Genomic DNA, 25,026 nt, shown 5'->3' on the forward strand with positions numbered 1-25,026 from the left:
TACGTGAGGCGAGGAGTCCGACAGTGTCTGCTTTCGACATCGTGGTCAACGACGGGTTGTGGTTCGACGGGACGGGGGCTCCTGGTCTACGTCGAAATCTCGGAATTCGAGACGGCGCGGTCGCGGAGGTGTCCACGACGCGCCTCGAAATCGGACCGGACACCGAGGTGATCGATGCGGCCGGCAAGTGGGTTCTCCCGGGCTTTGTCGACGTCCACACGCACTACGACGCCGAAGCCTTGGTCAGCCCAGGGCTTCCGGAATCGGTTCGCCACGGCGTCACGACGGTCGTGCTCGGTAATTGCTCACTGTCTACGGTGTATTCGACCCCGCGCGAGATCGCGGACCTGTTCAGCCGAGTCGAAGCAGTTCCCCACGATGCGGTGCTGAGCATCCTCGAAGCGAACAAGACTTGGAGCGGCCCCGCCGCTTACACCGCCGCACTCGACGCGCTCCCGCTCGGACCCAACGTCGCAGCATTCATCGGTCACTCCGACATTCGCACGCACGTACTCGGTTTGGGGCGAGGCACAGACAGGAAGGTCAAGCCGAGCCGCTCGGAACTCGGCCGGATGGGCTCGATGCTCGAGGACGCCATCGATGCGGGGATGCTGGGTCTGTCGTCGATGACCAATGCGCTCGACAAGATCGACGGCGACGAATACCGTTCTCGCTCTTTGCCGTCGACGTACGCGCGGTGGAAGGAGTTCCGATTTCTCAACCGTATCCTTCGTGATCGCGGAAAGATCTTGCAGAGCGCTCCGACCATCAACCTGCATCCGAACGTTGCGGCGTTCTTCGCCGAGAGTTCTGCGATCGGACGCAAGAAGCCGCTCAAGACTTCGCTGCTCTCCGGTGCGGATTCGAAGGCCTACCCGGTGATCGTGTACTTCATGCTCGCTGCGGCCCCACTGCTGAACCGTTTCGCCAAGACCGATTTCAAGTGGCAGCACCTTCCGGTTCCCTTCACGGTCTACGCAGACGGAATCGACCTCGTCGTGTTCGAGGAGTTCGGTGCCGGCGCCGCCGCGTTGCATCTCAAGGACCAGGTGGAGCGCAACAAGCTGCTCCAGGGCGAGTCGTACCGCCGCGCATTCCGCAAGGACTACGACAACAAGTTCTCACCCCGCATCTGGCACCGCAATTTCTACGACGCCGTCATCGTCGGTTGCCCGGACGAGACGTTGATCGGCAAGAACTTCGGTCAGGTCGGAGACATCCGGGGAGTGCACCCGGTGGACGCGTACCTCGACTTGGTGGTCAAGTACGGGCGAGATCTTCGCTGGCGCACCACCATTGCAAATCATCGTCCCAAGTTCGCCAAGAAACTCGCCGCGAGTTCCGGCGTACAGATGGGCTTCGGCGATGCCGGTGCGCATCTGCGCAACATGGCGTTCTACAACTACCCGGTGCGACTCCTCAAGCGCGTCAATGACGCCCAGAGTGATCGCAAGCCGTTCCTGACCATCGAGCGCGCAATCCACCGCCTGACCGGTGAGTTGGCGGACTGGTACGGAATCGATGCCGGGCATCTACGCCAGGGTGACCGCGCGGACTTCGTTGTCATCGACCCGGCCGGGCTCGACGAGTCGGTCGACGGGTTGTTCGAGGCAATCGTCCCCGAGTACGGCGGAATCAGCCGGATGGTCAACCGCAGCGACGATGCAGCCGTCGCGACCGTGATCAACGGCCGACTCGTCTACAGCGACGGCGAATTCGCCCCGGGATTCGGAAGCGAAAAGACAGGTCAATTCCTGCGTGCCGGCGAAAAGGCTCCGGTTACGGGTGTCGCGAAGACTAGCGTGGCGCTATGACTACACCGGCGGATCGCCTCACCTCGTACTCCCGGTCCGGGCTGACCTTCGACGTGCGCGACGAAGGACCCGCCGACGGTCCGGTCGTGGTTCTCCTGCACGGATTTCCGCAGGATTCGAGCTCGTGGGATCAGCTCGCACCGCTGCTGCACACCCGCGGCTTCCGCACGGTGGCGCCGGATCAGCGAGGGTACTCACCCGGCGCCAGGCCGAAAGCGCGCTGGGCGTACCGCGGGTCCGAACTCGCCGCTGACACTGTCGCACTGATCGACGCGCTCGCAGTGGGCAAAGTGCACCTGGTCGGCCACGACTGGGGTGCCGCAGTCGCATGGCAGGTCGCTGCCGAGCGGCCCGATTTGCTCAACACCGTTACCGCGGTGTCGGTTCCGCATCCACTGGCGTTCGTCAAGGCGATGGTGACCAGCACGCAGGGACTGAAATCGTGGTACATGGGGGCGTTCCAATTGCCGTTCGTTCCCGAGAAAGTTCTGTCCTCCACGTCGGCGGGTGAGAAGTTCCTGATCTCGAGCGGACAGACGCCGGAGAACGCACGGCGCGATCTGAATGCCATGCTGGCTCCCGGCCGCCTGCGCGGTGGTCTGAACTGGTATCGCGCGATGTGGATGACCAAGCCGAACCCCGCAACTGCCAGGGTCACCGTGCCGACCCTGCACGTCTGGAGTGACGGCGACGCCGCCATCGGGCCCAAGGGTTCTGCGCTCACCCCCGCGTTTGTCGACGGTCCGTACCGGTTCGAAGTTCTCAGCGGCGTGAGCCACTGGATTCCGGACGAGGCGCCGGTCGAGTTGGACCGACTGCTGGGTGAGCATCTCAGCAGCTGACCGCGTTTTGATCACTGAAGCCCCGCCGATCGGCGGGGCTTCAGTTGTCAGCAAGGTCGTCGGCCAGCGGTGGTCAGCGAGTTCCGAATCGCTCTTCCACCTGCTCCTTCGTCAGGCCGAATTCCTCGAGCGTGTACTTGTGCGACGGTTTGCGAGCACCCGAACGGCTTTCCTCGTGCATGGCCTCCATCGACTGCTGCGCAGTAGATGTCAACGGGATGTCGAAGTGCGTGTAGATGTTCTCGACGGTTCCCAGCGGATCGGTGACGAAGTCCTGATAGTCGACGTCGATGAACTGTGCGGGATTGTGGTGTGCGCGTGCACTGTCGAACTGCTCGAGCCCCCTGGCCCACAATTCGAGCTGACTTTCGCCGATCACCTTGTCGGTGAACGTGTTCGACCAACCCTCTGTCGCCTGGGCGGCCAGGCTGCACACCGACGGAATGATCGTCGTAGGGGAGCGGTGAGTCTGAATGACGAGAGCGTCGGGGTACGCCTCCATCAATTCGTCGAGCGCGAACAGGTGGCTCGGGTTCTTGAGGACCCACCGTCGATCCTGATCGGGCAGACCGATCAGCTGCAGGTTCTTCTTGTGTCGTGCATAGGCGTTCGACCACTCCTGGTCCTTCAGCCATGCGGAGTACGTGGGTAGATTCGCCAGGCACTCGTACGACACGGACTTGAACGTCTGACGCAAGAGTTGCCAACATTCTTCGACTTCGCTGGCCGACATGTAGTGCACGCCCATGAATTCGGGATGCTCGACGTGGTGTTGACCGAATGTCTCCTCGATCTTGGCGAAGACCGGGTTCGATTCCCACGTATCGCGAGGCGGGCGAGGCTGAGGGAACTCGGTCAGCCACATCTCGAGGCCCTGGTGAGCCGGGTCGACCGTGAGGAGGCGGTGCAGGGCAGTGGTGCCGGTGCGCGGCAATCCGGTGACGAAGATCGGCCGCTCGATCTTGACGTCGGCGTGCTCCGGATGCTCCTTCCATGCGGATTCACTGAGCAGACGTGCCACCAGGGCGCCGCGAAGGAATACCCGAGAGATCTTGCTGCCGAACGGCGTCAGATCCTCGTCGCGGTCGTAGGACTCGAGCAGGACCGACAGAGCTTCGGTGTAATCGTCGACGCCGAAGTCCGTCAGTCCGGTCATCCGCGTCGCCGAGGCGTGGAGATCCTCGACGGTGCCGACGTGAGTGCGTTCAGTCATGGTGCTCCTAGTGATGGAATTCGCCGCAGTTGACGTCGATGCATTGGCCGGTGATCGCGCTGGCCATCGGAGACGCCAGGAAGATCGCCGCGTCGGATACTTCATCCGTCGTCGGCAGGCGCTTGAGGTCGGTGTTCGACGCAGTGTGCTCGTAGATCTGCTCGACGGTCATGCCGAACTTCTCCGCCTGGTGCGCGAAGTATCCCTTGAGGGTGTCTCCCCAGATATAGCCGGGTGCAATCGAATTGACACGAATTCCCTGCGGGCCGAGTTCGGTGGCCAGGGACTGCGACATGGCGAGCAGGGCCGACTTCGCCATCTTGTAGCTGCCGTAACGCTCTTGCGAATGCCGCAACACCATCGAATTGATGTTCACCACGGAGCCGTCCGACTCGGCAAGTGCCGGCGTGAACAGCTGAGTCAGGCGCAACGCACCCAGTACGGTCAGTTCGATGCTGTCGCGGATGTGCTGGTAATCGGTGCGAGCCAACGGTTTCATCGACGGAATCGAGAATGCATTGTTGATCAGAGTGTCCACTTTGCCGTAGGCGGCAATGGACTCGGCCACCAGATTCTCGGCGGAAGCCTGGTCGGTGATGTCGGTGGCAACGGTGACGGCGCGCCCACCGGCATCGACGATTTCCTTCGCGACGTCGTCGAGTCGCGATTGCGTACGTGCTGCGAGAACAAGACTCGCGCCGGCCGACGCACATCGAAGGGCCAGAGCGCGGCCGAGTGCCGGGCCGACTCCGGAGATGACTACTACACGGTCTTCGAGCAAGGCGGTCATGATTACCCCAGCATTCGGTTGTCGATGGCGGCCTGGCGCTGGGCAATGCGCGCTGCCCAGTCCTCGGCGGTGATGGCGTTGGTGTCGAAATGCGGCAGGTGCTTCGCAATATCTGCGACGGCGACGATTTCGACGGTGGGACCGTCCTGCGGCGTCAGCTCGCGGGACACGCGCTGCCAACGGAACTGCAGAATGCCGCGCGGATGTCCGACGGTTTCGATCCAGTTGGTGACACCGGGGTTCTTCTCGCTGACCACCATTCGAACCATCCCGTCCGGATCGACCTGTGCCTGGCCGTTGTTGAGGGAGGTCTGATGATTGACGTAGTCCAGTGAGATGTACCAGAGGCTCCCCAGTTGGAAGCCGAGATACGGTGCGTCGGAGGCGGGAACGGTGATGATCATCGCCTGCTCGTCGGTGAGTTCGTAATGTCCCACCGACGAGTACTGCGTTGCCAGCCCGCCCGGTGTCAGGCGTGGTTCGGTCATGGTGTTGACCGCGAGCTTGAGGTAGAACCACTCCGGGAACTGGAGCCACGTCTTGACCCGCGTGACCAGTGCCTTCCCAGCCCGGGCGTAACGCTTCTCGGTCTCTTCGGCGGTGAGAGGTGGCGGCGCGATCCCGATCGAATCGGTGCGCTCGATGCGGATCACGCCGCGCTGCTGACTCCAGTCGCTGTAGACCTCGCGAACGACCAGCTGCGAGGATCCGGGCGCCAGGGTGTAGTAGTTGGCTCGTCCGTCGGCGGGGCCGGGGCCGAACCAAGCGACGAAGTTGCCGTCGTCGTCTAGCTCCAGCTCGCGGTCGTCGAAGGCAATTTCGCTTCCGGGAACGTTCGAGTTGGTGTAGTTCCCACTCAACACTTGGAAGCTGAGATCGGCTGTGGTGCCGCGCTTTCCGGTGACCTTGTATTCCTTGTCGTCGTTGATTCGGGCGCCGAAGTACAGAGTGTCGGGGTTGTCGAGGCCCATCTTGGTGAATGGTCCGGTGCCCTGGATGAAACTCGGATGGGTCTTTTCGCCGGCCCAGGCGGCATGCGTCGTCGCGATGATTCCGCCGGCCAGATATTGGTATCCCTCCAGTAGATCCTGTTCGGATCTGATGTGCGGCGCAGTCTCGATCAATTTCTCGGCTTCGGCGATCGCCTCGGCAAACGGGTCCGTCAGCACGCTGGCTCCTCACAGTTCCGACTATGTCGCCGGTCCAGAGCGTCGTGGTACAAATATGTACCTATTTGGTAGATGTTGGGTATTTCGACAATAGAACGCGTTCTAGGGAGTGGTCAATGGGTGGACCGGAGAAGACGCCTGAAGAGGGACGCCCGAGGGGGAGACAATCGCCTCCCACCGAACGGGTGGTTCAGGTGCTCGACTACCTCGTCGGCCGCCCTGATCAGCGGTTCGGGCTGTCGGAACTGGCCCGCGCGCTTGAGATCAGCAAACCCACCTGCTTGGGAATCCTCACGGCGCTGGCTGATCGTGGATACCTGACTCGGGACGAGGTGTCGAAGACCTATGGGCTCGGTCCGGCCTTGATCGCGGCCGGACGTGCAGCTCAGCGAGGATTTGCCGTCGGACCCATTGCCCGCACCCATCTGGAGAAAGTGAGCACGGAGTTCGGGACGACGTGCACGGCGTCCGGTGTGATCGGTGATCAGATCAGCGTTCTCGAAGTGACCGGACCGATCGGCGCGCGTCGCGCTGCCAAGGTCGGTCAGGTGTACCCGTTCGCTCCGCCGGTCGGGCTGATGTACGTCCTCTGGGGTTCGGATCACGACATGGACAGTTGGCTGAGCAAAGAGCCGAGCCTGCCGGTGCGCTTGGATCGCGAGCGTCTGTGGAACGTGGTCCGCGAGTGTCGGGCTGCGGGGTATCTGGTCGAGAGTCTGGATCCCGTCGGGCAGCGACTGCACACGCTGATGGCGGGCGTTGCGACGCACGATCTTCCGCCGGAGGTGCGTGAACTGCTCGGTGAGATGGTCTCAAGCCTGGGCGAGAGGGTGTATCTCGGACGCGACATCAGCTCTGACGACGAGCATCCCGTCAGTCTCATCGCGGCCCCGACCTACGACGCCGAGGGGCATCAGGCCCTTGTGCTGACACTTTATGTGGGTGGGGCGATCACGGGCGCCGAGATCGAGCGCCGCGCCGCGGTGCTGGTTGCGGCGGCGGATGCGGTGACGGCGGAAGTTGGTGGCAGGAGTCCGGTTCGCGGTCTGTGACGTCTTATTGCCGGTCATTGACCTTTGGGTAGAACGAGTTCTATTCTGTGATTGCGTTCAATTTAGAACCAGTCCGGTACATAAATGTACCGATGCGGAAATGGTGTTCCGCACGGAGTACGTGATGCTCAGGAGCGAAAGACATGGCAACACTCCAGACCCCGCCCGCCTACGAGTTGTCGCATCTGCGAGCACTCGAAGCGGAGGCGGTCCATATTTTCCGCGAAGTCGCAGCGACTTTCGAAAAGCCGGTCCTCCTGTTCTCCGGAGGTAAGGATTCCGTCGTGATGCTGCACGTAGCGGCCAAGGCATTCTGGCCTGCCCCACTGCCGTTCGCTGTGATGCACGTCGACACCGGTCACAATTTCGACGAGGTGATCGAATTCCGCGACCAGACGGTCGATCGCTTCAACCTGCGTCTTGTCGTCTCCAGCGTGCAGGACGACATCGACGCCGGTCGCGTCATCGAGGACACCGGAGTCGGTTCCAGTCGCAATCGCCTGCAGACGCACGCGTTGCTGCGCGGAATTCGCGACAACAAGTTCGACGCAGTGTTCGGTGGTGCTCGCCGCGACGAAGAGAAAGCGCGAGCCAAGGAACGGGTGTTCAGCTTCCGGGACGAGTTCGGGCAGTGGGATCCCAAGGTGCAGCGGCCTGAACTGTGGAACCTGTACAACGGCAAACACCGTAAGGGCGAACATATTCGGATCTTCCCGCTCTCCAATTGGACAGAGCTCGACATCTGGCAGTACATCGAGAGCGAGCAGATCGACCTTCCCGGCATCTACTACGCCCATCGGCGTGAGGTGGTTCCGCGGGACGGAATGCTGTTGGCACGCACCCGCTTCCTCGAGCTCCGCGCGGGTGAGGAGTCTTACGAGGCGTTGGTGCGCTTCCGCACGGTCGGCGACGCAACGTGCACCGGATGCGTCGAATCGTCGGCCGAAAATCCGGCCGCCGTCGTGGAAGAGGTTGCTGCGAGCCGCATTACCGAGCGTGGCGCAACCAGAGCTGATGACCGTATTTCCGAAGCCGGCATGGAAGATCGTAAGAAAGAGGGGTACTTCTGATGCCGCAACTGCTGAGAGTCGCTACGGCGGGCAGTGTCGACGACGGTAAATCCACACTCATCGGCCGGTTGCTCTACGACTCCAAGTCGATCTTCGAGGATCAACTCGAGGCCGTGGAGCGGAGCAGTCGAGAACGCGGAGACGAGTACGCCAACCTCGCGCTACTGACCGACGGATTGCGCGCCGAGCGTGAACAGGGCATCACGATCGACGTGGCCCACCGGTATTTCGCGACGCCTCACCGCAAGTTCATCATCGCGGACACTCCCGGGCACGAGCAGTACACCCGCAACATGGTGACCGGCGCTTCGACGGCAGATCTCGCCCTGATCCTGGTGGATGCCCGTAAAGGAGTGCTCGAACAGACGCGGCGCCATGCCTTCCTGTCGACTCTCCTGGGTATTCCCCACCTCGTGTTGTGTGTGAACAAGATGGACTTGGTGGGCTGGTCTCAGGAACGATTCGAGGAGATCAAGGAAGAATTCCGGCAGTTCGCGATCAAGTTGGACGTCCACGATCTGACGTTCATTCCAGTCTCGGCGCTGTTGGGAGACAACATCGTTGCGCGGACCGAGAACATGTCGTGGTACGACGGGCCGTCGCTGTTGCACCATCTGGAGCAGGTGCACATCGCGTCGGATCGCAACTTGATCGATGCTCGGTTTCCAGTGCAGTACGTGATCCGTCCGCAGAAGCAGACTGACGCCGACCTCCACGATTTCCGTGGTTACGCGGGAACGGTGGCCAGTGGCGTCTTCAAGCCGGGCGACGAAATCGTGGCGTTGCCTTCTGGATTCACGTCGACGGTGAAGGCAGTGCACGGGCCGGGCGGCGACGTGATCGACGAGGCGTTTGCGCCCGCGGCCGTGTGCATCGAACTGACCGACGATCTCGACGTGAGCCGTGGGGACCAATTGTGTCGGCTCAACAACCGGCCGCAGGTCGGGCAGGAAATCGATGCGATGGTCTGTTGGCTGACCGAACAGACCACGCTGTCGGAGAACAATCGCTACTCGTTGCTGCACACCACGCGCTCCACGAAGGCGCAGATCGTCAAGCTCGACTATCGCCTGGACGTCAATTCTCTGCACCGCGACGAGAAGGCAGAATCTCTGTCCCTCAACGAGATCGGTCGCATCTCGATCAAAACGCAGCAGCCGTTGATGTTCGATCCCTACCGCCGCAACCGCGTGACAGGCAGCTTCATTCTCGTGGACGAAACCACGGGCAATACCGTCGCCGCCGGAATGATCAACGGACCGACACTCAAGGAATCGCGCGTCGTCTGGCACAGTTCGGAGGTCTCTCGCGAGGAACGTGCGACTACCGGCGGGACTGTGTGGCTCACCGGTCTCTCGGCCTCGGGTAAGTCCACGATCGCGGTGGAACTCGAGCGGCGTTTGGTGGCCGCGGGTATCCCGGCGTACCGCCTTGACGGCGACAACCTCCGGCACGGATTGAACGCGGATCTGGGATTCAGTGCCGATGACCGCGCCGAGAACGTCCGCCGAGTCGGCTCGGTGGCGCAATTGTTCGCTGATTCCGGGGCCGTGGCAGTGGCCTGCCTGATCAGCCCGTACCGCGAAGATCGTGATCGAGTGCGGGCGGCGCATGAGGCCGCTGGACTGAAGTTCGTCGAGGTCTATGTCGACACCCCGATCGAGCAATGTGAAGCCCGAGACCCCAAGGGTATGTACGCCAAGGCCAGGGCCGGGGAAATCACGGGATTCACCGGCGTCGACGATCCCTACGAAGCTCCGACAAGCCCCGAGTTGGTGATCAGACCCGAAGACGGAACGCCTACCGAACTTGCGCTGCGAATTATGGAAGTGTTGGACCGGTGAGCGAATCCACACACAGCAGAATCGCCGACGAGGCACTCGCGGCGGAATTGGCGCAGGCCGCTGGTGCGATCCTCCTGGGGATCCGAGCCGAGGGTCTGGGCGTCGACGACGGTCGTGAGCTGGGTCGGCGGGGCGACAAGGCCGCCGATTCCTACATCCTCGACCGGTTGGCGGCCGAGCGGCCGGGCGATGCCGTGCTCTCGGAAGAATCTGCCGACGATCGCAGTCGCCTGGAGGCGTCCCGAGTCTGGATCATCGATCCGCTCGACGGCTCCAAGGAATACGGACTCCCGGATCATTCGGATTGGGCAGTGCACGTGGCGCTTTGGGAACGCGATAGCGGGATTACCGCAGCCGCGGTGTCGCAGCCCGCGCTCGGCGCCGTCTATTCCAGTGGCGACGAGGCAGTCTCGATAACTGCCAACTCTCCGCTCCGGGTAGTCGTCAGTGGCTCGCGGCCGCCCGCATTCACCGAAGCCGTGGCTGCCGAACTCGGCGCCGACGTTGTGCACATGGGGTCGGCCGGCGCCAAGGCGATGGCGGTGGTGCGCGGTGAGGTCGATGCGTATCTGCACGCCGGTGGGCAGTGGGAATGGGACTCGGCGGCACCGGTCGGCGTCGCGCAGGCAGCAGGACTGCATTGCAGCCGCATCGACGGTTCGCCGTTGCTCTACAACGAATCACACCCCTACCTGCCAGACCTCGTGATCTGCCGACCAGAATTGGCTGAGTCGATCCTCGGCGCAATTGCCAAGCACTCCACGGAGTCTGCGGTCAGCGGGCGCGTCGCCATGGCTCGTGAATACGTCAATGCCTTGCTCACTCATGACGCAACGAAGGTCCGTTTTGCCGCCGACGCCTGGCGAGTCGAGAACGGTCAGCGAACCGGTGACACCGGCGCTTTCATCAGCAACGAGCTCGAGCAGGGGCAGCAGTATCGCGGAATCGTGGCGATACGTGAACTCGCGCTGCGCGAGTGGGGCGAGAGCGTCGTAGCGCGGTATCTGCTGGATCTCGGAACACCTGGCCAGGCGCCGGCCGTCACGGTTTTCGTCACCGAGTACTTCGGGATACCGGCAGGCGAGATCGAAAGCATCATGGCAATCATCGAACCCTACGAAGACAATTCGAAAGAGGCTGGCACACAATGACACCGGACAAGCTGGTCACCGAATTCTGCGCATTGTGGGCAAACGCCGATGTCGCGAAGATCGTCGAGTACTTCACCGATGACGTCGTTTATCACAACATTCCGATGGAGCCCGTTGTCGGTCGCGAGGCCGTCAGCGCGTTCATCGAGCAATTTGTCGGTGCCTTCGGAAACATCGACTTTCAGATCAAGCGTCAGGTCGCGGACGGCAGCGTCGTGATGAACGAACGCGTCGACGTCTTCACCATCAACGGCGCCGAGGTAGCGCTCCCGGTGATGGGGGTATTCGAAGTCGCGGACGGAAAGATCAGCGCCTGGCGCGACTATTTCGACATGGCGCCGATCAACGCGGCAGCCGGCCAGGCCTGATCGGGGCGGCTACTCCGCGATGACGGCGTGCGGGTAGTCCGGCGAGCGGTGCTGGAACCGTGTGATGGCCGGATTCACGATGATGCCGTCACGGATTTCGATGGCCCGATCGACGGTCTCGTCTGCCTTCCACGCCGTCTCTCCCGCCATCACGGTGGGCAGGTAAGGGAGAAGAGACTCGCTGATTTCCCACGATGCCGAGTTCCACAGGTACGACGGACTGTGGTCGACGCCGTAATAGGTGATGTTGTCACCGACGATGAAGGTCGGCTCGGCAAACGAGGTGGGGCGAGCCCAACTGAAGCCCATGCCTTCGTCGCACGACACGTCGACGATGAGGCTGCCGGGTTGGAAGTCCATGAGGTCTTCCTCGGTCAGGAAAGTCAATGGGGCGTCGGTGTTCTGCAGTACGCAGTTGACGACGATGTCGTGCTCGGCCAAGAAGCCGGGTACCGGCACGCTGTGGTTGTCGAGCATCACGTGGCTGCCACGGACGTCACCGTTGTTGTTGTCGAACGAGACCATGCGCGCCGAGTGGATAGGGGAGCTGACCGCGGTGACTCCACGTTGGGTGAGGACGTTCACTTCGTGGATACCGTGCGCCTTGAGTGCTGTGACCGCGCCGCGTGCAGTGGCTCCGAAGCCGATCACGGCAGCAGTGAGACGGCGGCCGTAGTCTCCGGTGGAACCGATCAACTGCAGGGCGTGCAGTACCGAGCAATAGCCGGCGAGCTCGTTGTTCTTGTGGAACACATGCAGATTGAACGATCCGTCGCTGTGCCAGAAGTTCATGGCCTCGAAGGCGATGAGAGTCAGTTTCTTGTCGATCGCGATCTGTGTCAGTTCGGTGTCCTGGACGCAGTGCGGCCAGCCCCAGAGAACCTGACCGGATCGTAGTTCGGCGAGGTCACGCACCAACGGCTTCGGTAGCAGAACCACATCGGTTTCCGCCAAAATCTGCTTGCGCGTGCGGATTCCGGCAACCAGGCGCGAGAGGTAGTCGTCGGAGTAGCCGAAGGGGTGGCCATAGCCCTCTTCGAGGTAGATCCGAGAACGTAGTTCGGCATCGATGCGATCGAAATGCGCAGGATGGATCGGCAACCGGCGTTCTGCCGGTTTGCTCGACTGTCCGATGACTCCAAGGGTGCGTGCGTTGTTCAATTGTGTATCTCTCGATAGGAGCAGGTAGAGATGTCAGGCAGGAGCCTGAGGGACTAGCAGAAGCCGCAGAAACGCTGGCAGATTGCCTCGGCCAGGACCGCGTGAAAGCGTGCTGGCTGCGCTGCTGTCGATCGCCGACGGCAACAGAAAGGCGCGTCGGTATGCCCTCAGTCTAGTCCGGAACGGCCCTCGCCCGGTGGCCGGGCGCTGTGTGGTGCTCCTCTGACGTGCGGCTACTGCTCGCGCAGGCGTGAATCCAGTACGGCCAGTTGGATTTTGCTGGCGTCCGCGTGTACCTGGCGTCCTTTGTCGGTGACATCGACGAAGACTCCGCGCCGGTCGGCCTCGCACAGTGCTCGCTGAACCAGTCCGGCCTTCTCGAGCCGGGCCACGCTACGGGAGAGCGCGCTGGGACTCAGGTACATCTCCGAGGCAAGCTCCTGCATGCGTGGACGTTCGCACGTGGCGTCCATGAGCCGGTCGAGAGCCTCGAAGTCGCTCATGCTCAGCCCATGCGCCGACTGCATCTGGCGATCGAGTTCGCACGCGATGTCGTTGTAGCTGGTCGACAGCGAGCGCCAGGTGTTGCGCAATTCGGATTCCGACGTCACGTCCGCATTCTAGTTGAAGACTCGATTACGTGCAATTGCATTAAATGCTTGTGCATTATGTGCATGTGCATCTATTCTCGCTGACGTGACTTGCACAGACTCGACACTCAAACCATTCGATTCGCCGGAATCCCCGGGTTCTACGGAATCCGCGGATCCGGCCACAGGGGAGGGCTGGTCCCTCAAGCTGTGGGGCATCCTCGCGGTGCTCTGCCTCGTGTTGTTCCTCGACGGTCTCGATGTGTCGATGGTGGGCGTCGCTCTTCCGTCCATCGGCAATGAACTGGGCCTGTCCACTACCTCGCTGCAGTGGATCATCAACGGCTACGTCCTCGGATTCGGCGGCCTGTTGCTACTCGGTGGACGTACCGCCGATCTTCTCGGGCGCAGGAAGGTCTTCCTGATCGCGCTGACCGTGTTCGCAATCGCCTCGCTGGTCGGTGGACTGGTCGACAACGGAACACTGCTGATCGCATCACGATTCGTGAAGGGCTTGGCTGCCGCCTTCACCGCTCCGACCGCAATGTCCATTCTCACCACGACGTTCAAGGAAGGTCCGGCCCGTAACCGTGCGCTGTCGGTGTTCTCCGTATTCGGCGCCAGTGGTTACTCGTCCGGTCTGATCCTCGGTGGGCTGCTGACCAGTGCCGGTTGGCGATTCACGTTCCTGATGCCGGTTCCGTTTGCCGTCATCGCGCTGATCGGTGGGTACTTCCTCATTCCGCGGGACCGTCCCGCAGATACCGGGGGACACGACCTCGTCGGCGCCGTCACCCTGGTGACGGGAATGCTTCTCACGGTGTACACGATGGTTTCGGCTCCGACCCGTGGATGGGCACACCCGATGACGTTGGGTTCGTTCGCCGTCGCCGCCGTGCTTCTGGCGACGTTCTTCTTCGTGGAGAAGAAGGTGGCGCATCCGCTTGTGCGACTTGGGCTTCTGCGCGTCGGCACTATCGTTCGTGCGAATCTGGCCATCATCGCGCTCTTCGGTTCCTACCTGAGCTTCCAGTTCATGATGACGATCTTCCTGCAGTCGGCCCTCGGCTGGTCGCCCCTGAAGATGGCGATGGCACTGCTGCCCGCGGGCATCATTGTCGCATTCGGATCGCCGTTCGTCGGACGGCTGGTCGACCTGTACGGCAGTGCCAAGCTCATCATCGCGGCATTGACGTCGCTCAGCGTCGGGTACCTCTGGTTCCTCTTCGCGGGCAGCGATTCACCGTCGTACGTCGTGGCGATTCTGCCGAGCGTCATCCTGCTCGGACTCGGATTCGCGTTGGGCTACACCTCGATCATGGCTCAGGCCACCTCGGGCGTCGACGACTCCGAGCAGGGCTTGGCGTCGGGTCTGGTGAACACGTCTGCTCAGGTCGGTGCGGCGCTCGTGCTCGCCCTGACTACTGCCCTCGTGACCGCCGGATCCCACACCGCGTCCGGCGCCGGTACCGCCGGGTTCGAGCAGTTCCATCCCGGACTGATCCTTGTCACCGGGGTCGCGCTGGTGGGCTTGGCGATCACCGTCTCGCCGCTCGTACGTGGGAGCTCGCTGCGTGGAAGATCCGTGCGTGAAAGGCGCGCTGAGGAAGAAAAGGAGTTGGCCGAGGTCAACTGAATACTTGCTTCATCCGCGAATGCGCTCGGCCGCGTAGGATAGACTCCTGCGCGGCCGAGCTGCCTTCGGCTTGCTGAAGTAGTGCCCGCTCACGCACCAGGACGGATCCGCCGGTGAGAGTCAGTTGAATGCCGAATGAGCGACGGCGAACGCACAGTTGAACTTTGAGCGCGCGTTCGAGCCGCGGCTACCGCGTCGTCCCGGTCTCGGCTACTGCGACAAACGCGGCAGCTGACGCATCGTGTACGTGGGAGCAGGATCGATGCGAGGTGTGAGATCGACAGCAGTCGGGCAGATGACCCTGAAACTTTTGACGTGGCACCGTGAAGAGGCGAAAGATGGATCGCTGACCTGTGTCTTCGTGGTGCCCCCGGCAGGATTCGAACCTGCGACCTTTCGCTCCGGAGGCGAACGCTCTATCCCCTGAGCTACGGGGGCGCACCGAACTTTCGGTGTGCCGATTGGGCTGCGTTAGCGTAGCGCATCACGGGGCCACAGGACCAAACCGGTCCCCGTCTCGGCATGGCGTCCTCGCTCCAGGCTGTCGAGTATGCGGCCGGGGACCATGGTCGTCGAATCATCTGTACCGACTGACTCGGATGCTTTTTACGCCTAGGCTCGCCTGTGAGCACAGGCTCGGGCGGACTGCTCGGGCACCCTCGTGAGGTACGGGAGTCGTTGATGACCGATCACCACTATTCCGAAGACCAGCTCGCGCTCGACCTGAAGTGGTGGGCAGCGGCCAACTACCTGACCGTTGCGCAGATCTATCTGAAAGACAACACGCTTCTGCGGGAACCGTTACGCGCCGAGCACATCAAGCCTCGGCTGCTCGGGCACTGGGGCACCAGTCCCGGTTTGTCGATGATCTACACGCTCCTCAATCGGCACATCGTCGCCACCGACGCGGACTGGCTTTACGTGACCGGTCCCGGGCACGGCGGTCCGGCGCTGGTCGCGTCGACGTATCTCGAGGGAACGTACTCGGAGATCTATCCGGAAGTCTCGGACGACGCCGAGGGTATCCACCGGATGTGCCGGCGATTCTCCGCTCCCGGCGGGGTGCCCAGCCACGTGAGTGTGCAGACACCCGGAAGCATTCACGAAGGCGGCGAGCTCGGCTACGCCCTTGCCCATGCGGCCGGTGCTGCCTTCGATCATCCGAACCTCGTGGTGGCCTGCGTTATCGGCGACGGCGAAGCGGAGACCGGGCCGTTGTCCGGTTCGTGGAAGCTCCCGGCGTTCCTGAATCCACGACGCGACGGCGCGGTGCTGCCGATCCTGCACGTGAACGGCGCCAAAATAGCCGGGCCGACGGTGTACGGACGCAGCAGCGACGAAGACATCCAGGCCTATCTCGGTGGACAGGGGTGGGCGCCGATCGTCGTCTCCGGTGACAATCCCGACGTGGTGTTCCCTCAGCTGTATCAAGCGATCTCGCAGGCGCACGAGAAGATCCGCGAGATGCAGGGTGCCGCACGCCGCGGAGAGGAGTCGACGGGTTCGTGGCCGGCAATCGTGTTGCGGACGCCGAAAGGATGGACCGGACCGCACACCGTCGACGGAATTTTGGTCGAGGGCACACATCGTGCGCACCAGGTGCCGTTGTCCGGCGTGCGAACCAATGAGTCGCATCTGCGGCAACTCGAAGAGTGGATGCGCTCGTACCGTCCGGACGAGTTGTTCGACGCCAACGGATCACTGGTCGCGGAACTGGCGGCGCTCTCGCCGGCGGGGGACAAGCGTATGGGGAGCACTCCGTACGCGAACGGTGGACGACTTCGCGTCGATCTCCCGATGCCGCCGCTCGAAAAATACGCGCTACCCATCCAATCCCCGGGTTCGACTTTCCACGAGACGACGAGAGTGCTCGGCGAGCTTCTGCGCGACATCTACGCCGCCACGGAAACCGAAGACGGCGGCGGGATCTTCCGACTCTTCTGCCCGGACGAGACGTCGAGCAATCGCCTCGGCGCCGTGTTCGAGACAACCGATCGCTGCTGGCAGCTGCCGATCACCGACTACGACGACGGACTGTCCGCGGACGGTCGCGTCATGGAGGTCCTCAGCGAGCACCTCTGCGAGGGTTGGCTCGAGGGTTATCTGCTGTCGGGCCGACACGGGATGTTCGCGAGCTACGAAGCGTTTGCGATGGTGAGTGTCTCGATGCTCATCCAACACGCCAAGTGGCTCCAACACGCAGTCGACCTGCCCTGGCGGGCGTCCGTCGCTTCGCTCAACGTGTTGCTGACCAGTACGTGCTGGCGCAACGACCACAATGGATTCTCTCATCAGGGTCCTGGCATGATCGACGCCGTTATTCCCTTGGCTCCCAGCGTGATCCGCGTGTGGCTGCCGCCGGATTCCAACACCTTGCTCTCGATCTCCGATCACTGTCTGCGCAGTACCGACCACGTCAACCTGATCGTCGTGGACAAGCAACCACACCTGCAGTACCTCACGCTCGAGCAAGCGCACGAGCACTGCGCGGCGGGGGCTTCGGTCTGGGAATGGGCCGGAACCGAAGCTCGCGAACAGGAACCGGACGTGGTCCTGGCCGCGGCGGGAGACGTACCGACGCAGGAGATCTTGGCTGCTGCACAGTTGCTGCGCGATCACACGCCGGAACTGATCACCCGAGTCGTCAACGTCGTCGACCTGATGGCGCTGCTGACGCCGACGGAGCATCCCCACGGATTCGGGGAGCGAGTCTTTCTCGATCTGTTCACCGCGCAGACCGACGTCGTTTTCGCGTTTCACGGCTATTCGCGCGCGGTGCACGAACTGATTCACGGGCGTCCGAGCCCCGAGCGTTTCCACGTTCGCGGATTCAGCGAACAGGGAACAACCACAACACCGTTCGACATGGTTGTCCTCAACAAGATGAGCCGCTACCACCTGGTGATCGAGGCGCTACGACGCTCCAAGCGTCGGCCCGCCGGCGCGTCCGAGTTGGCGGAGTTCTGCCGCACCCAGCTCGAGAAGCACTCGCGCTACATCGTCGAGCACCTCGAAGACATGCCGGAGGTAGAAAACTGGACCTGGTCCTGAAATTTCAGGACCAGGCCCAGTTCGGGTCTGAAGTTTCTCAGTTCAGTTCTGCTCAGTTCATGGGCAGCGGCACTGCGCCGCGAGCTGCCAACATGTCGGTCATCAGCTTCGACTCGCTCTGCTGTGTGTTGACCATGGTCTGCGCCAGGCTGCGCACCGGCCCCTCGGTGGCGTCAGCTGCTGCGTACTCCATCATCGGAAGCCCACCTTCGTGGTGACGAAGCATCAGCTGCAGGAACAAGGTGTCGAGTTGCAGACCTTCCGCTGCGCGGAGCGCCGCAAGGTCCTCGGGGGACGCCATGCCTGGCATGGTGTCGACCGGGCCCGAATGAGCCATGTCCATCGTGGCCGAAGTCCCGTGCGATCCGTGGCCGGAGCCCGAATCGGACGACATCCATTCCATATACGGGCCCACCTTGGACAGCGGCTGATCCCACATGGTCAGCCACGCCTGCATCTGACCGAGCTGGTTCTGCTGCGTGGTCAGGATGTCGAACGCGAGCGTGCGCACGTCGTTGTCGGTGGACTTCGTCAGAGCGATCGACGCCATGTCCACTGCCTGGCTGTGATGCACGCTCATGTCCTGCGCGAAGCCGACGTCCACCGAGTCCGATGCCGGAACGGTCAGGGACGACTTCGCGTCGGGCCCGAGGAGATTGGTGAATGCGCCCAATGCAAAACCGACGGCGATCGCGCCGATCAGACCGATGATCAGCAGCGCGGTGCGCTGACTCGGCTTCGAAGACTGATCGGTGGTCTGTGAACTATCCACCGGCAGGAACCTGCTCGTCGGTGGCCGGGGTAGCGCCCGTGCCGTCCATCTGAATGGCGCCGGGGCCCGGAGGCGTCGGATCGAACGGCGACGTCGACGGAGTGAACAGCGGGTTGGTGCAGCTCGCGCCGACCTCGGGGTAGACGTTCGGGTTCTGGTTCAGCGCGGTGATGAACTGATCGATGCGATCGTCGTCGGCCTTGTCGACCTCGAGGCGATGGCCCCAGGACTGCAGAGAGATGGGGCTGCTCTGGCCGGGGTAGGGCGACATCAGCATGTAGGACTTGCCGTTGACGCGTCCGGCAAGGCTGTCGATCTGGTCCTGATCGACGAGATCAGGGTTGTACGTGATCCAGATGGCGCCGTGCTCGAGCGAGTGGACGGCATTCTCGGTGCGGATCGGGTCGGCGTACACGGTTCCGGTGCAGTTCGCCCAGGTGGCGTCGTGCGGGCCACCGAACGGCGGGGTCTGGTCGTACGCGACGCGCTGAGTGGAATCGACGTGCTGGCCCGCCGGATACTCGATCTTGAGGACACCGTCGATCTTGTCTGACGGATCCTTGTTCTCCGAGCTGTACTTGTACGGCTCGAGGGCCTGCCGCTCCTCGACCTTGGGCCACAGATTGATACCGAGCACGGCGATGAGTGCGAGCACAGCCACACCGGCGCCGATCGACAGCCAGGGGATCTGGCGGGGAGCGGGGACGCCACCCTTGCCCTTCTTGGCCGGCCGACTGCTCTTGTTGGCGGCCTTGATGGCCTTGGCTGATTTGGCCCCGGAGTTCTTGTTGGGACCGCGACTATCGGAACCGCTTGGCATCGATTGGGCTCTTTCGGTGTGTGGGCTTGAGGTGTGGCGCGCCCGCGCATGTAGGTACGCGGTGGTAGCTCGGGCATTACCACTGTACTTTCCGAGTCTGAGGGCAAACTTTGAGAGTGGCGTGCGACACGCCACAGCGGCCTCGACTAGCTTCGCCGAGTGCGAGGCGTGAGGCGAGTCTCCACTTCCGGTGTCCAGGCAATAGGATGAATACCTGTGACTCCAGCTGACCTTGCCGAACTGCTCCGCGGAACCGCAGCGAGCGTCCTTGCCGATCGTGGCCTCGACGTATCCGTGCTGCCCGAAACCCTTACCGTCGAGCGACCACGCAACCCCGAGCACGGCGATTACGCCACCAACATTGCCATGCAGGTAGCCAAGAAGGTCGGCACGAATCCCCGCGAGCTGGCGGGCTGGATCGCCGAAGCCCTCACCGCTGCCGACGGAATCGAATCCGCCGAGATCGCCGGACCCGGCTTCCTCAATATTCGGCTCGACAAGGATGCCCAGGGCGCGATCGTCGTGTCGGTTCTCGAAGCCGGCGCGTCGTACGGCTCGGGCGATTCCCTCGCCGGCAAGAAGATCAACCTCGAATTCGTCTCGGCCAACCCCACCGGTCCCATTCACCTTGGTGGAACCCGTTGGGCCGCAGTCGGAGACGCGCTCGGACGCATTCTGTCCGCGCAGGGCGGGTTGGTCACACGTGAGTACTACTTCAACGATCACGGTGCTCAGATCGACCGCTTCTCGCGTTCGCTGATCGCTGCAGCGAAGGGCGAACCTGCTCCCGAAGACGGTTATGCCGGTGCATACATCGCCGACATCGCCGCCTCGGTGCTGAAGCAGCGCCCCGACGTCATGGAGCTGCCGGCCGACGAGCAGCAGGAAACCTTCCGGGCCATCGGCGTCGAATTGATGTTCACGCACATCAAGCAGACCCTGCACGACTTCGGCGTCGACTTCGACGTGTACTTCCACGAGAACTCGCTCTTCGAATCCGGTGCTGTCGAGAAGGCCGTCGAATCCCTCAAGGGTTCGGGCAACCTCTTCCACGAAGACGGTGCTTGGTGGCTCAAGAGCACCGATTACGGCGACGACAAGGATCGCGTCGTCATCAAGAGCGACGGCAACGCCGCTTACATCGCCGGTGACATCGCCTACTTCCAGAACAAGCGCGCCCGCGGGTTCGACCTTTGCATCTACATGCTCGGTGCCGACCATCACGGATACATCGGCCGTCTCAAGGCTGCCGCCGCCGCTTTCGGTGACGATCCGGACACCGTCGAGGTGCTGATCGGCCAGATGGTCAACCTCGTCAAGGACGGCACCGCCGTCAAGATGAGCAAGCGTGCAGGCACCGTCATCACCCTCGACGACCTGGTCGAGGCAATCGGCGTCGACGCCTCGCGCTACGTCATGATCCGCTCGTCGGTCGACTCCAGCATCGACATCGACCTGGACCTGTGGACCAAGACCAGCAGCGAGAACCCGGTCTATTACGTCCAGTACGCGCACGCCCGCCTTTCCGCGATCGCCCGCAACGCCGCAGACCTCGGACTCTCGGCCGACGCGAGCCACCTCGCCCTGCTCACCGTCGAGCAGGAGGGTGACCTCATCCGCACGATCGGCGAGTACCCGCGCGTCGTGTCGAGCGCAGCGAATTTGCGTGAGCCACACCGTATTGCCCGCTACCTCGAAGAACTCGCGGGTGCGTACCACCGCTTCTACGGCGCGTGCCGCATCCTTCCGCAAGGCGACGAAGACGCCACCGACGTGCATCGCGCGCGTCTGGCTCTTTGCGCCGCCACCCGACAGGTCCTGGCCAACGGCCTCGAACTGCTCGGCGTCACCGCACCGGAGCAAATGTGAACGCGCACCCCGCCGGCCCCAAGCATGCCGAGCAGTTGCAGGCCCCCGGCTTGCCCGACCGTCCAACCAGCCCCGAAGCCTTCGGCGAACTCTCACCGCAGGTGTGGCCGCGCAACGCTTCTCGCGGTGACGACGGCGAAGTAACCCTCGCGGGTGTCAAGGTCAGTGAACTTGCCGAGAAGTACGGCACACCGCTGTTCGTCATCGACGAGGACGACTTCCGCTCGCGCTGCCGTGACATGGCGCGCGCCTTCGGCCCGGATGCCAAGGTGCACTACGCATCCAAGGCGTTTCTCTGCGGCGAGATCGCACGCTGGGTTGCCGACGAAGGCCTCTCGCTCGACGTCTGCTCCGGCGGTGAACTGGCGATCGCATTGCACGCTGATTTCCCGGCCGAGCGAATTGCCATGCACGGCAACAACAAGTCCGTCGCCGAACTGGCCGCCGGTGTCGCCGCCGGTGTGGGGCATGTGGTGCTCGACTCGGCGATCGAGATCGATCGACTCGATCGTGTCGCCGGAGAGGCCGGTGTGGTTCAGGACGTGTTGATCCGCCTGACCGTCGGCGTCGAAGCGCATACGCACGAATTCATCTCCACCGCACACGAAGACCAGAAGTTCGGTTTCTCGTTGGCCGGGGGAGCGGCAATCGACGCGGTCCGCCGCGTCTTCGCCGCCGAAAACCTGCGACTGGTCGGACTGCACAGCCACATCGGTTCGCAGATCTTCGACGTCGACGGTTTCGAGGTGGCAGCGCACCGCGTGATCGGTTTGCTCCGCGAGGTTGTCACCGAGTTCGGCGTCGAGAAGACCAAGCAGATTTCGATCATCGACCTCGGCGGTGGCATGGGGATCTCGTACATCCCGTCCGACGACCCGCCGCCCGTCGACGAACTGGCAGCAAAGCTCGGTCACATCGTGCGCAACGAGTCCGCACTGGCCGGGCTGCCGGAGCCGACGCTTGCCGTCGAACCCGGCCGCGCCATCGCCGGACCGGGCACGGTGACGCTCTACGAGGTCGGCACCATCAAGGACGTCACGGTGGGTAGCTCGCTGACACGCCGCTACATCAGCGTCGACGGCGGGATGAGCGACAACATCCGCACGTCCCTCTACGGTGCGGAGTACGAAGCCAAGTTGGTTTCGCGAACTTCCGAGGCTGATCCCGTCGTTGCACGTATCGTCGGTAAGCACTGCGAGTCCGGTGACGTGGTCATTCGGGACACCTGGATGCCCGAGGACGTCGGGCCCGGTGATTTACTAGCGGTAGCAGCGACCGGTGCATACTGCTATTCGATGTCGAGCAGGTACAACCTGCTCACCCGCCCAGCCGTGGTGGCGGTGCGTGACGGAGTCTCACGCGTGATTCTGCGGAGGGAAACAGTGGAAGATCTGCTCAGCTTGGAGGTATCGCAGTGACGAGCGAATCGGCGCATCGCGCTATCGGTGTGGCCGTTCTCGGCCTCGGCAACGTCGGGAGCGAGGTCGTCCGGATCATTCGTGAGCAGGCCGAGGAACTCGAAGCCCGCGTCGGCGCCCCGTTGGAACTGCGGGGAGTTGCCGTTCGTCGTATCGGCTCGGACCGCGGAATCCCCGAGGAACTGCAGACGACGGACGCCGAGTCCCTCGTCGGTCGCGACGACGTCGACATCGTCGTCGAGGTGATCGGCGGAATCGAGCTCCCTCGCAAGCTGATTCTCTCCTCGCTCAATTCCGGTAAGTCGGTCGTCACCGCCAACAAGGCGCTGCTCGCGGACCACACCGGTGAATTGGCGGAGGCTGCAGAGGCCAACTCGGTCGACCTGTACTTCGAGGCCGCTGTTGCCGGCGCGATCCCCGTGATCCGCCCGCTCACGCAGTCCTTGGCCGGAGACCGTGTCAACAAGGTCGCCGGAATCGTGAACGGCACCACCAACTTCATCCTTTCGGCGATGGACGAGACCGGCGCCGACTACGAGGAGACACTGGCCGAAGCCGGACGCCTCGGATACGCGGAAGCCGATCCGACTGCGGACGTCGAAGGCTACGACGCCGCTGCGAAGGCAGCGATCCTCGCGTCGATCGCGTTCCACACCCGCGTCACTGCCGCGGACGTGTACCGCGAAGGAATCTCCACGATCACCTCTGCCGACCTGGCGTCGGCGAAGGCACTCGACTGCACGATCAAGTTGCTCTCGATCTGCGAGCGCATCGTCACGCCCAAGGGCAAGGAGCGGATTTCCGCTCGCGTGTACCCGGCGCTGGTTCCGCTCAGCCACCCGCTCGCTTCGGTCAACGGCGCGTTCAACGCCGTTGTCGTGGAAGCGGAGAACGCCGGCCGACTCATGTTCTACGGCCAGGGCGCAGGCGGCGCCCCCACCGCTTCCGCGGTGATGGGTGACCTGGTGATGGCGGCGCGTAACAAGGTTCACGGCGGCCGCGGCCCCCGTGAGTCCAAGTACGCCAAGCTCAAGGTCGCCCCGATGGGCGACATCCTCACGCGCTACTACGTGAACATGGAGGTCGCGGACAAGGAAGGCGTGCTGTCCGCAGTCGCCGCCGAGTTCGCCAAGCATGGCGTGAGCATCTCCGTCGTCCGCCAGGAGGGCGCCGGCGCCGGCGCGCGTCTGGTGGTCGTCACTCATGTAGCAACCGACGCGGCTCTGTCCGAGACCGTGGCGGCCCTCAACGAACTCGAATTCGTCACCGCTGTGACCAGCGTGCTGCGACTGGAAGGCACTGAACAATGACCGGCATCGTCAACCCCGTCCACAAGGCATGGCCGGGTCTCATCGAGGCATACCGGGACCGTCTCGCGATCGGTGACAACTGGAAGACCGTCACCCTGCGCGAAGGCGGCACCCCGCTCCTGCCGGCCGGCCACCTCTCCGAGATCACCGGTTGCGACGTCTACCTCAAGGTCGAGGGTCTCAACCCCACCGGTTCCTTCAAGGACCGTGGCATGACTATGGCCGTCACCGACGCCTTGGCCCGTGGCCAGCGCGCAGTTCTGTGTGCGTCCACCGGCAACACCTCCGCCTCGGCCGCTGCGTATGCAGCCAAGGCCGGCATGACCTGCGCCGTGCTCATCCCGCAGGGCAAGATCGCCATGGGCAAGCTTGCGCAGGCAGTCATGCACGGCGCCAAGATCATTCAGGTCCAGGGCAACTTCGACGACTGCCTCGAGTTGGCACGCAAGACCACGGCGGAATTCCCCACCATCGGTCTGGTCAACTCGGTCAACCCGGTGCGCATCGAAGGTCAGAAGACCGCGGCATTCGAGATCATGGACGTGCTCGGCAAGGCTCCCGACGTGCACGCCCTCCCGGTCGGAAACGCCGGAAACATCACCGCGTACTGGCGCGGTTACTCGGAGTACTACGCCGACGGTCTGACCACGGTCAAGCCCCGCATGCTCGGCGTTCAGGCTGCCGGTGCGGCTCCGCTGGTCAACGGCGCACCCGTCAAGGATCCCGAAACCATCGCTACCGCAATCCGAATCGGTTCCCCCGCTTCCTGGAACGGCGCTGTCGCCGCGAAGGAAGAGTCGAACGGTGCATTCCGTGCCGCCACCGACGAGAAGATCCTCGAGGCTTACCGTTTGATCGCCGCCACCGAGGGCGTCTTCGTCGAACCGGCGTCGGCAGCCAGCGTCGCCGGCCTGCTCGCCGCACGTGCAGAGGGCTGGCTCGAGCCGGGCCTGACCGTCGTGTGCACGGTGACCGGTAACGGTCTCAAGGATCCTGACACGGCTTTGAAGGGTATGCCGAACGTCGAGCCGATCGGTGTCGATCCCGTTGCCGTTGCGGCTGCCCTCGAGCTTGCATAGTGTCCGT

General features: G+C 63.0%; 20 protein-coding genes, 1 tRNA gene and 1 pseudogene. 13 read left to right on the forward strand and 9 right to left on the reverse strand.

The genetic code is table 11. The annotated features are described in order from the left end of the window. The first annotated feature begins 23 nt into the window (after positions 1-23). Entirely contained in the window at positions 24-1,814 is a 1,791-nt protein-coding gene (locus tag ACFQ6Y_RS29175; protein ID WP_378640202.1) for an amidohydrolase family protein, read from the forward strand. Then, entirely contained in the window at positions 1,811-2,656 is an 846-nt protein-coding gene (locus ACFQ6Y_RS29180) for an alpha/beta fold hydrolase (protein WP_064113028.1), read from the forward strand. Before ACFQ6Y_RS29175 ends, ACFQ6Y_RS29180 begins: the two co-directional genes overlap by 4 nt. Positions 2,657-2,729: 73 nt before the next feature. Here ACFQ6Y_RS29180 and ACFQ6Y_RS29185 read toward each other — a convergent pair whose 3' ends face one another. The 3 genes from ACFQ6Y_RS29185 to ACFQ6Y_RS29195 are packed head-to-tail and all read right to left on the reverse strand — an operon-like array spanning position 2,730 to position 5,828. Continuing rightward, the gene (locus tag ACFQ6Y_RS29185) at positions 2,730-3,869 is read right to left on the reverse strand and encodes a sulfotransferase (protein WP_020908307.1); all 1,140 of its coding nucleotides are present in this window, start codon (positions 3,867-3,869) and stop codon (positions 2,730-2,732) included. A 7-nt stretch (positions 3,870-3,876) separates the two neighbouring features. Beyond that, positions 3,877-4,659: an SDR family oxidoreductase gene (locus tag ACFQ6Y_RS29190; protein WP_007726165.1), complete on the reverse strand. Its 783-nt coding sequence runs from the start codon at positions 4,657-4,659 to the stop codon at positions 3,877-3,879. A gap of 2 nt (positions 4,660-4,661) precedes the next feature. Further along, complete coding sequence (locus tag ACFQ6Y_RS29195; protein ID WP_378640206.1) at positions 4,662-5,828, reverse strand: hypothetical protein; 1,167 nt, start codon at positions 5,826-5,828, stop codon at positions 4,662-4,664. Positions 5,829-5,944: 116 nt separating this feature from the next. On the opposite strand from ACFQ6Y_RS29195, the gene ACFQ6Y_RS29200 reads away from it, so the two are divergent. The 5 genes from ACFQ6Y_RS29200 to ACFQ6Y_RS29220 all read left to right on the forward strand — a co-directional run bounded on the left by ACFQ6Y_RS29200 (position 5,945) and on the right by ACFQ6Y_RS29220 (position 11,313). Beyond that, the gene (locus tag ACFQ6Y_RS29200; RefSeq protein ID WP_047270168.1) at positions 5,945-6,880 is read left to right on the forward strand and encodes a helix-turn-helix domain-containing protein; all 936 of its coding nucleotides are present in this window, start codon (positions 5,945-5,947) and stop codon (positions 6,878-6,880) included. Positions 6,881-7,023: 143 nt separating this feature from the next. After that, on the forward strand, positions 7,024-7,950 hold the full coding sequence (gene cysD / locus ACFQ6Y_RS29205) for a sulfate adenylyltransferase subunit CysD (RefSeq protein ID WP_378640208.1): 927 nt from the start codon (positions 7,024-7,026) through the stop codon (positions 7,948-7,950). Further along, entirely contained in the window at positions 7,950-9,794 is a 1,845-nt protein-coding gene (gene cysC, locus ACFQ6Y_RS29210) for an adenylyl-sulfate kinase (protein WP_378640211.1), read from the forward strand. The genes cysD and cysC overlap by 1 nt, the downstream gene beginning before the upstream one ends. After that, a complete protein-coding gene (locus ACFQ6Y_RS29215) occupies positions 9,791-10,945 on the forward strand; it encodes a 3'(2'),5'-bisphosphate nucleotidase CysQ (protein WP_378640213.1) in 1,155 nt (384 codons plus the stop codon). Before cysC ends, ACFQ6Y_RS29215 begins: the two co-directional genes overlap by 4 nt. Next, on the forward strand, positions 10,942-11,313 hold the full coding sequence (locus ACFQ6Y_RS29220; RefSeq protein WP_378640216.1) for a limonene-1,2-epoxide hydrolase family protein: 372 nt from the start codon (positions 10,942-10,944) through the stop codon (positions 11,311-11,313). Before ACFQ6Y_RS29215 ends, ACFQ6Y_RS29220 begins: the two co-directional genes overlap by 4 nt. Positions 11,314-11,322: 9 nt before the next feature. On the opposite strand, the gene ACFQ6Y_RS29225 is transcribed toward ACFQ6Y_RS29220, so the two are convergent. Both ACFQ6Y_RS29225 and ACFQ6Y_RS29230 read right to left on the reverse strand, forming a co-directional pair. Next, complete coding sequence (locus tag ACFQ6Y_RS29225) at positions 11,323-12,474, reverse strand: N(5)-(carboxyethyl)ornithine synthase (RefSeq protein ID WP_378640219.1); 1,152 nt, start codon at positions 12,472-12,474, stop codon at positions 11,323-11,325. Between the two features lie 233 nt (positions 12,475-12,707). Further along, on the reverse strand, positions 12,708-13,085 hold the full coding sequence (locus tag ACFQ6Y_RS29230; RefSeq protein ID WP_003941367.1) for a MarR family winged helix-turn-helix transcriptional regulator: 378 nt from the start codon (positions 13,083-13,085) through the stop codon (positions 12,708-12,710). A gap of 85 nt (positions 13,086-13,170) precedes the next feature. On the opposite strand from ACFQ6Y_RS29230, the gene ACFQ6Y_RS29235 reads away from it, so the two are divergent. After that, on the forward strand, positions 13,171-14,700 hold the full coding sequence (locus ACFQ6Y_RS29235) for an MFS transporter (RefSeq protein ID WP_378449319.1): 1,530 nt from the start codon (positions 13,171-13,173) through the stop codon (positions 14,698-14,700). Between the two features lie 67 nt (positions 14,701-14,767). Here ACFQ6Y_RS29235 and ACFQ6Y_RS29240 read toward each other — a convergent pair. Beyond that, positions 14,768-14,940, reverse strand: a pseudogene (locus tag ACFQ6Y_RS29240) (LysR family transcriptional regulator); the annotation flags it as partial. Positions 14,941-15,062: 122 nt separating this feature from the next. Beyond that, positions 15,063-15,138 (reverse strand) — tRNA-Arg (locus tag ACFQ6Y_RS29245). Between the two features lie 243 nt (positions 15,139-15,381). On the opposite strand from ACFQ6Y_RS29245, the gene ACFQ6Y_RS29250 reads away from it, so the two are divergent. Beyond that, on the forward strand, positions 15,382-17,751 hold the full coding sequence (locus ACFQ6Y_RS29250) for a phosphoketolase (protein ID WP_378640237.1): 2,370 nt from the start codon (positions 15,382-15,384) through the stop codon (positions 17,749-17,751). A gap of 52 nt (positions 17,752-17,803) precedes the next feature. Here ACFQ6Y_RS29250 and ACFQ6Y_RS29255 read toward each other — a convergent pair whose 3' ends face one another. Both ACFQ6Y_RS29255 and ACFQ6Y_RS29260 read right to left on the reverse strand, forming a co-directional pair. Then, positions 17,804-18,523, reverse strand: a complete 720-nt coding sequence (locus ACFQ6Y_RS29255) for a DUF305 domain-containing protein (RefSeq protein WP_378539444.1) — start codon at positions 18,521-18,523, stop codon at positions 17,804-17,806. After that, entirely contained in the window at positions 18,516-19,343 is an 828-nt protein-coding gene (locus ACFQ6Y_RS29260; RefSeq protein ID WP_378539445.1) for a DUF3105 domain-containing protein, read from the reverse strand. The genes ACFQ6Y_RS29255 and ACFQ6Y_RS29260 overlap by 8 nt, the downstream gene beginning before the upstream one ends. 216 nt (positions 19,344-19,559) lie before the next feature. Here ACFQ6Y_RS29260 and argS point away from each other — a divergent pair, with 216 nt between their 5' ends. The 4 genes from argS to thrC are packed head-to-tail and all read left to right on the forward strand — an operon-like array spanning position 19,560 to position 25,019. After that, positions 19,560-21,212: an arginine--tRNA ligase gene (gene argS / locus ACFQ6Y_RS29265; RefSeq protein ID WP_378539446.1), complete on the forward strand. Its 1,653-nt coding sequence runs from the start codon at positions 19,560-19,562 to the stop codon at positions 21,210-21,212. Next, positions 21,209-22,630, forward strand: coding sequence for a diaminopimelate decarboxylase (lysA, locus tag ACFQ6Y_RS29270; protein ID WP_378449322.1), 1,422 nt, complete (start codon positions 21,209-21,211; stop codon positions 22,628-22,630). Before argS ends, lysA begins: the two co-directional genes overlap by 4 nt. Further along, positions 22,627-23,940: a homoserine dehydrogenase gene (locus ACFQ6Y_RS29275; RefSeq protein WP_007726192.1), complete on the forward strand. Its 1,314-nt coding sequence runs from the start codon at positions 22,627-22,629 to the stop codon at positions 23,938-23,940. Before lysA ends, ACFQ6Y_RS29275 begins: the two co-directional genes overlap by 4 nt. Next, a complete protein-coding gene (thrC, locus tag ACFQ6Y_RS29280; protein ID WP_003941280.1) occupies positions 23,937-25,019 on the forward strand; it encodes a threonine synthase in 1,083 nt (360 codons plus the stop codon). The genes ACFQ6Y_RS29275 and thrC overlap by 4 nt, the downstream gene beginning before the upstream one ends. Positions 25,020-25,026 lie beyond the last annotated feature (7 nt).

It is taken from the genome of Rhodococcus sp. NPDC056516, assembly GCF_042794655.1.
Lineage (GTDB): Bacteria > Actinomycetota > Actinomycetes > Mycobacteriales > Mycobacteriaceae > Rhodococcus_F.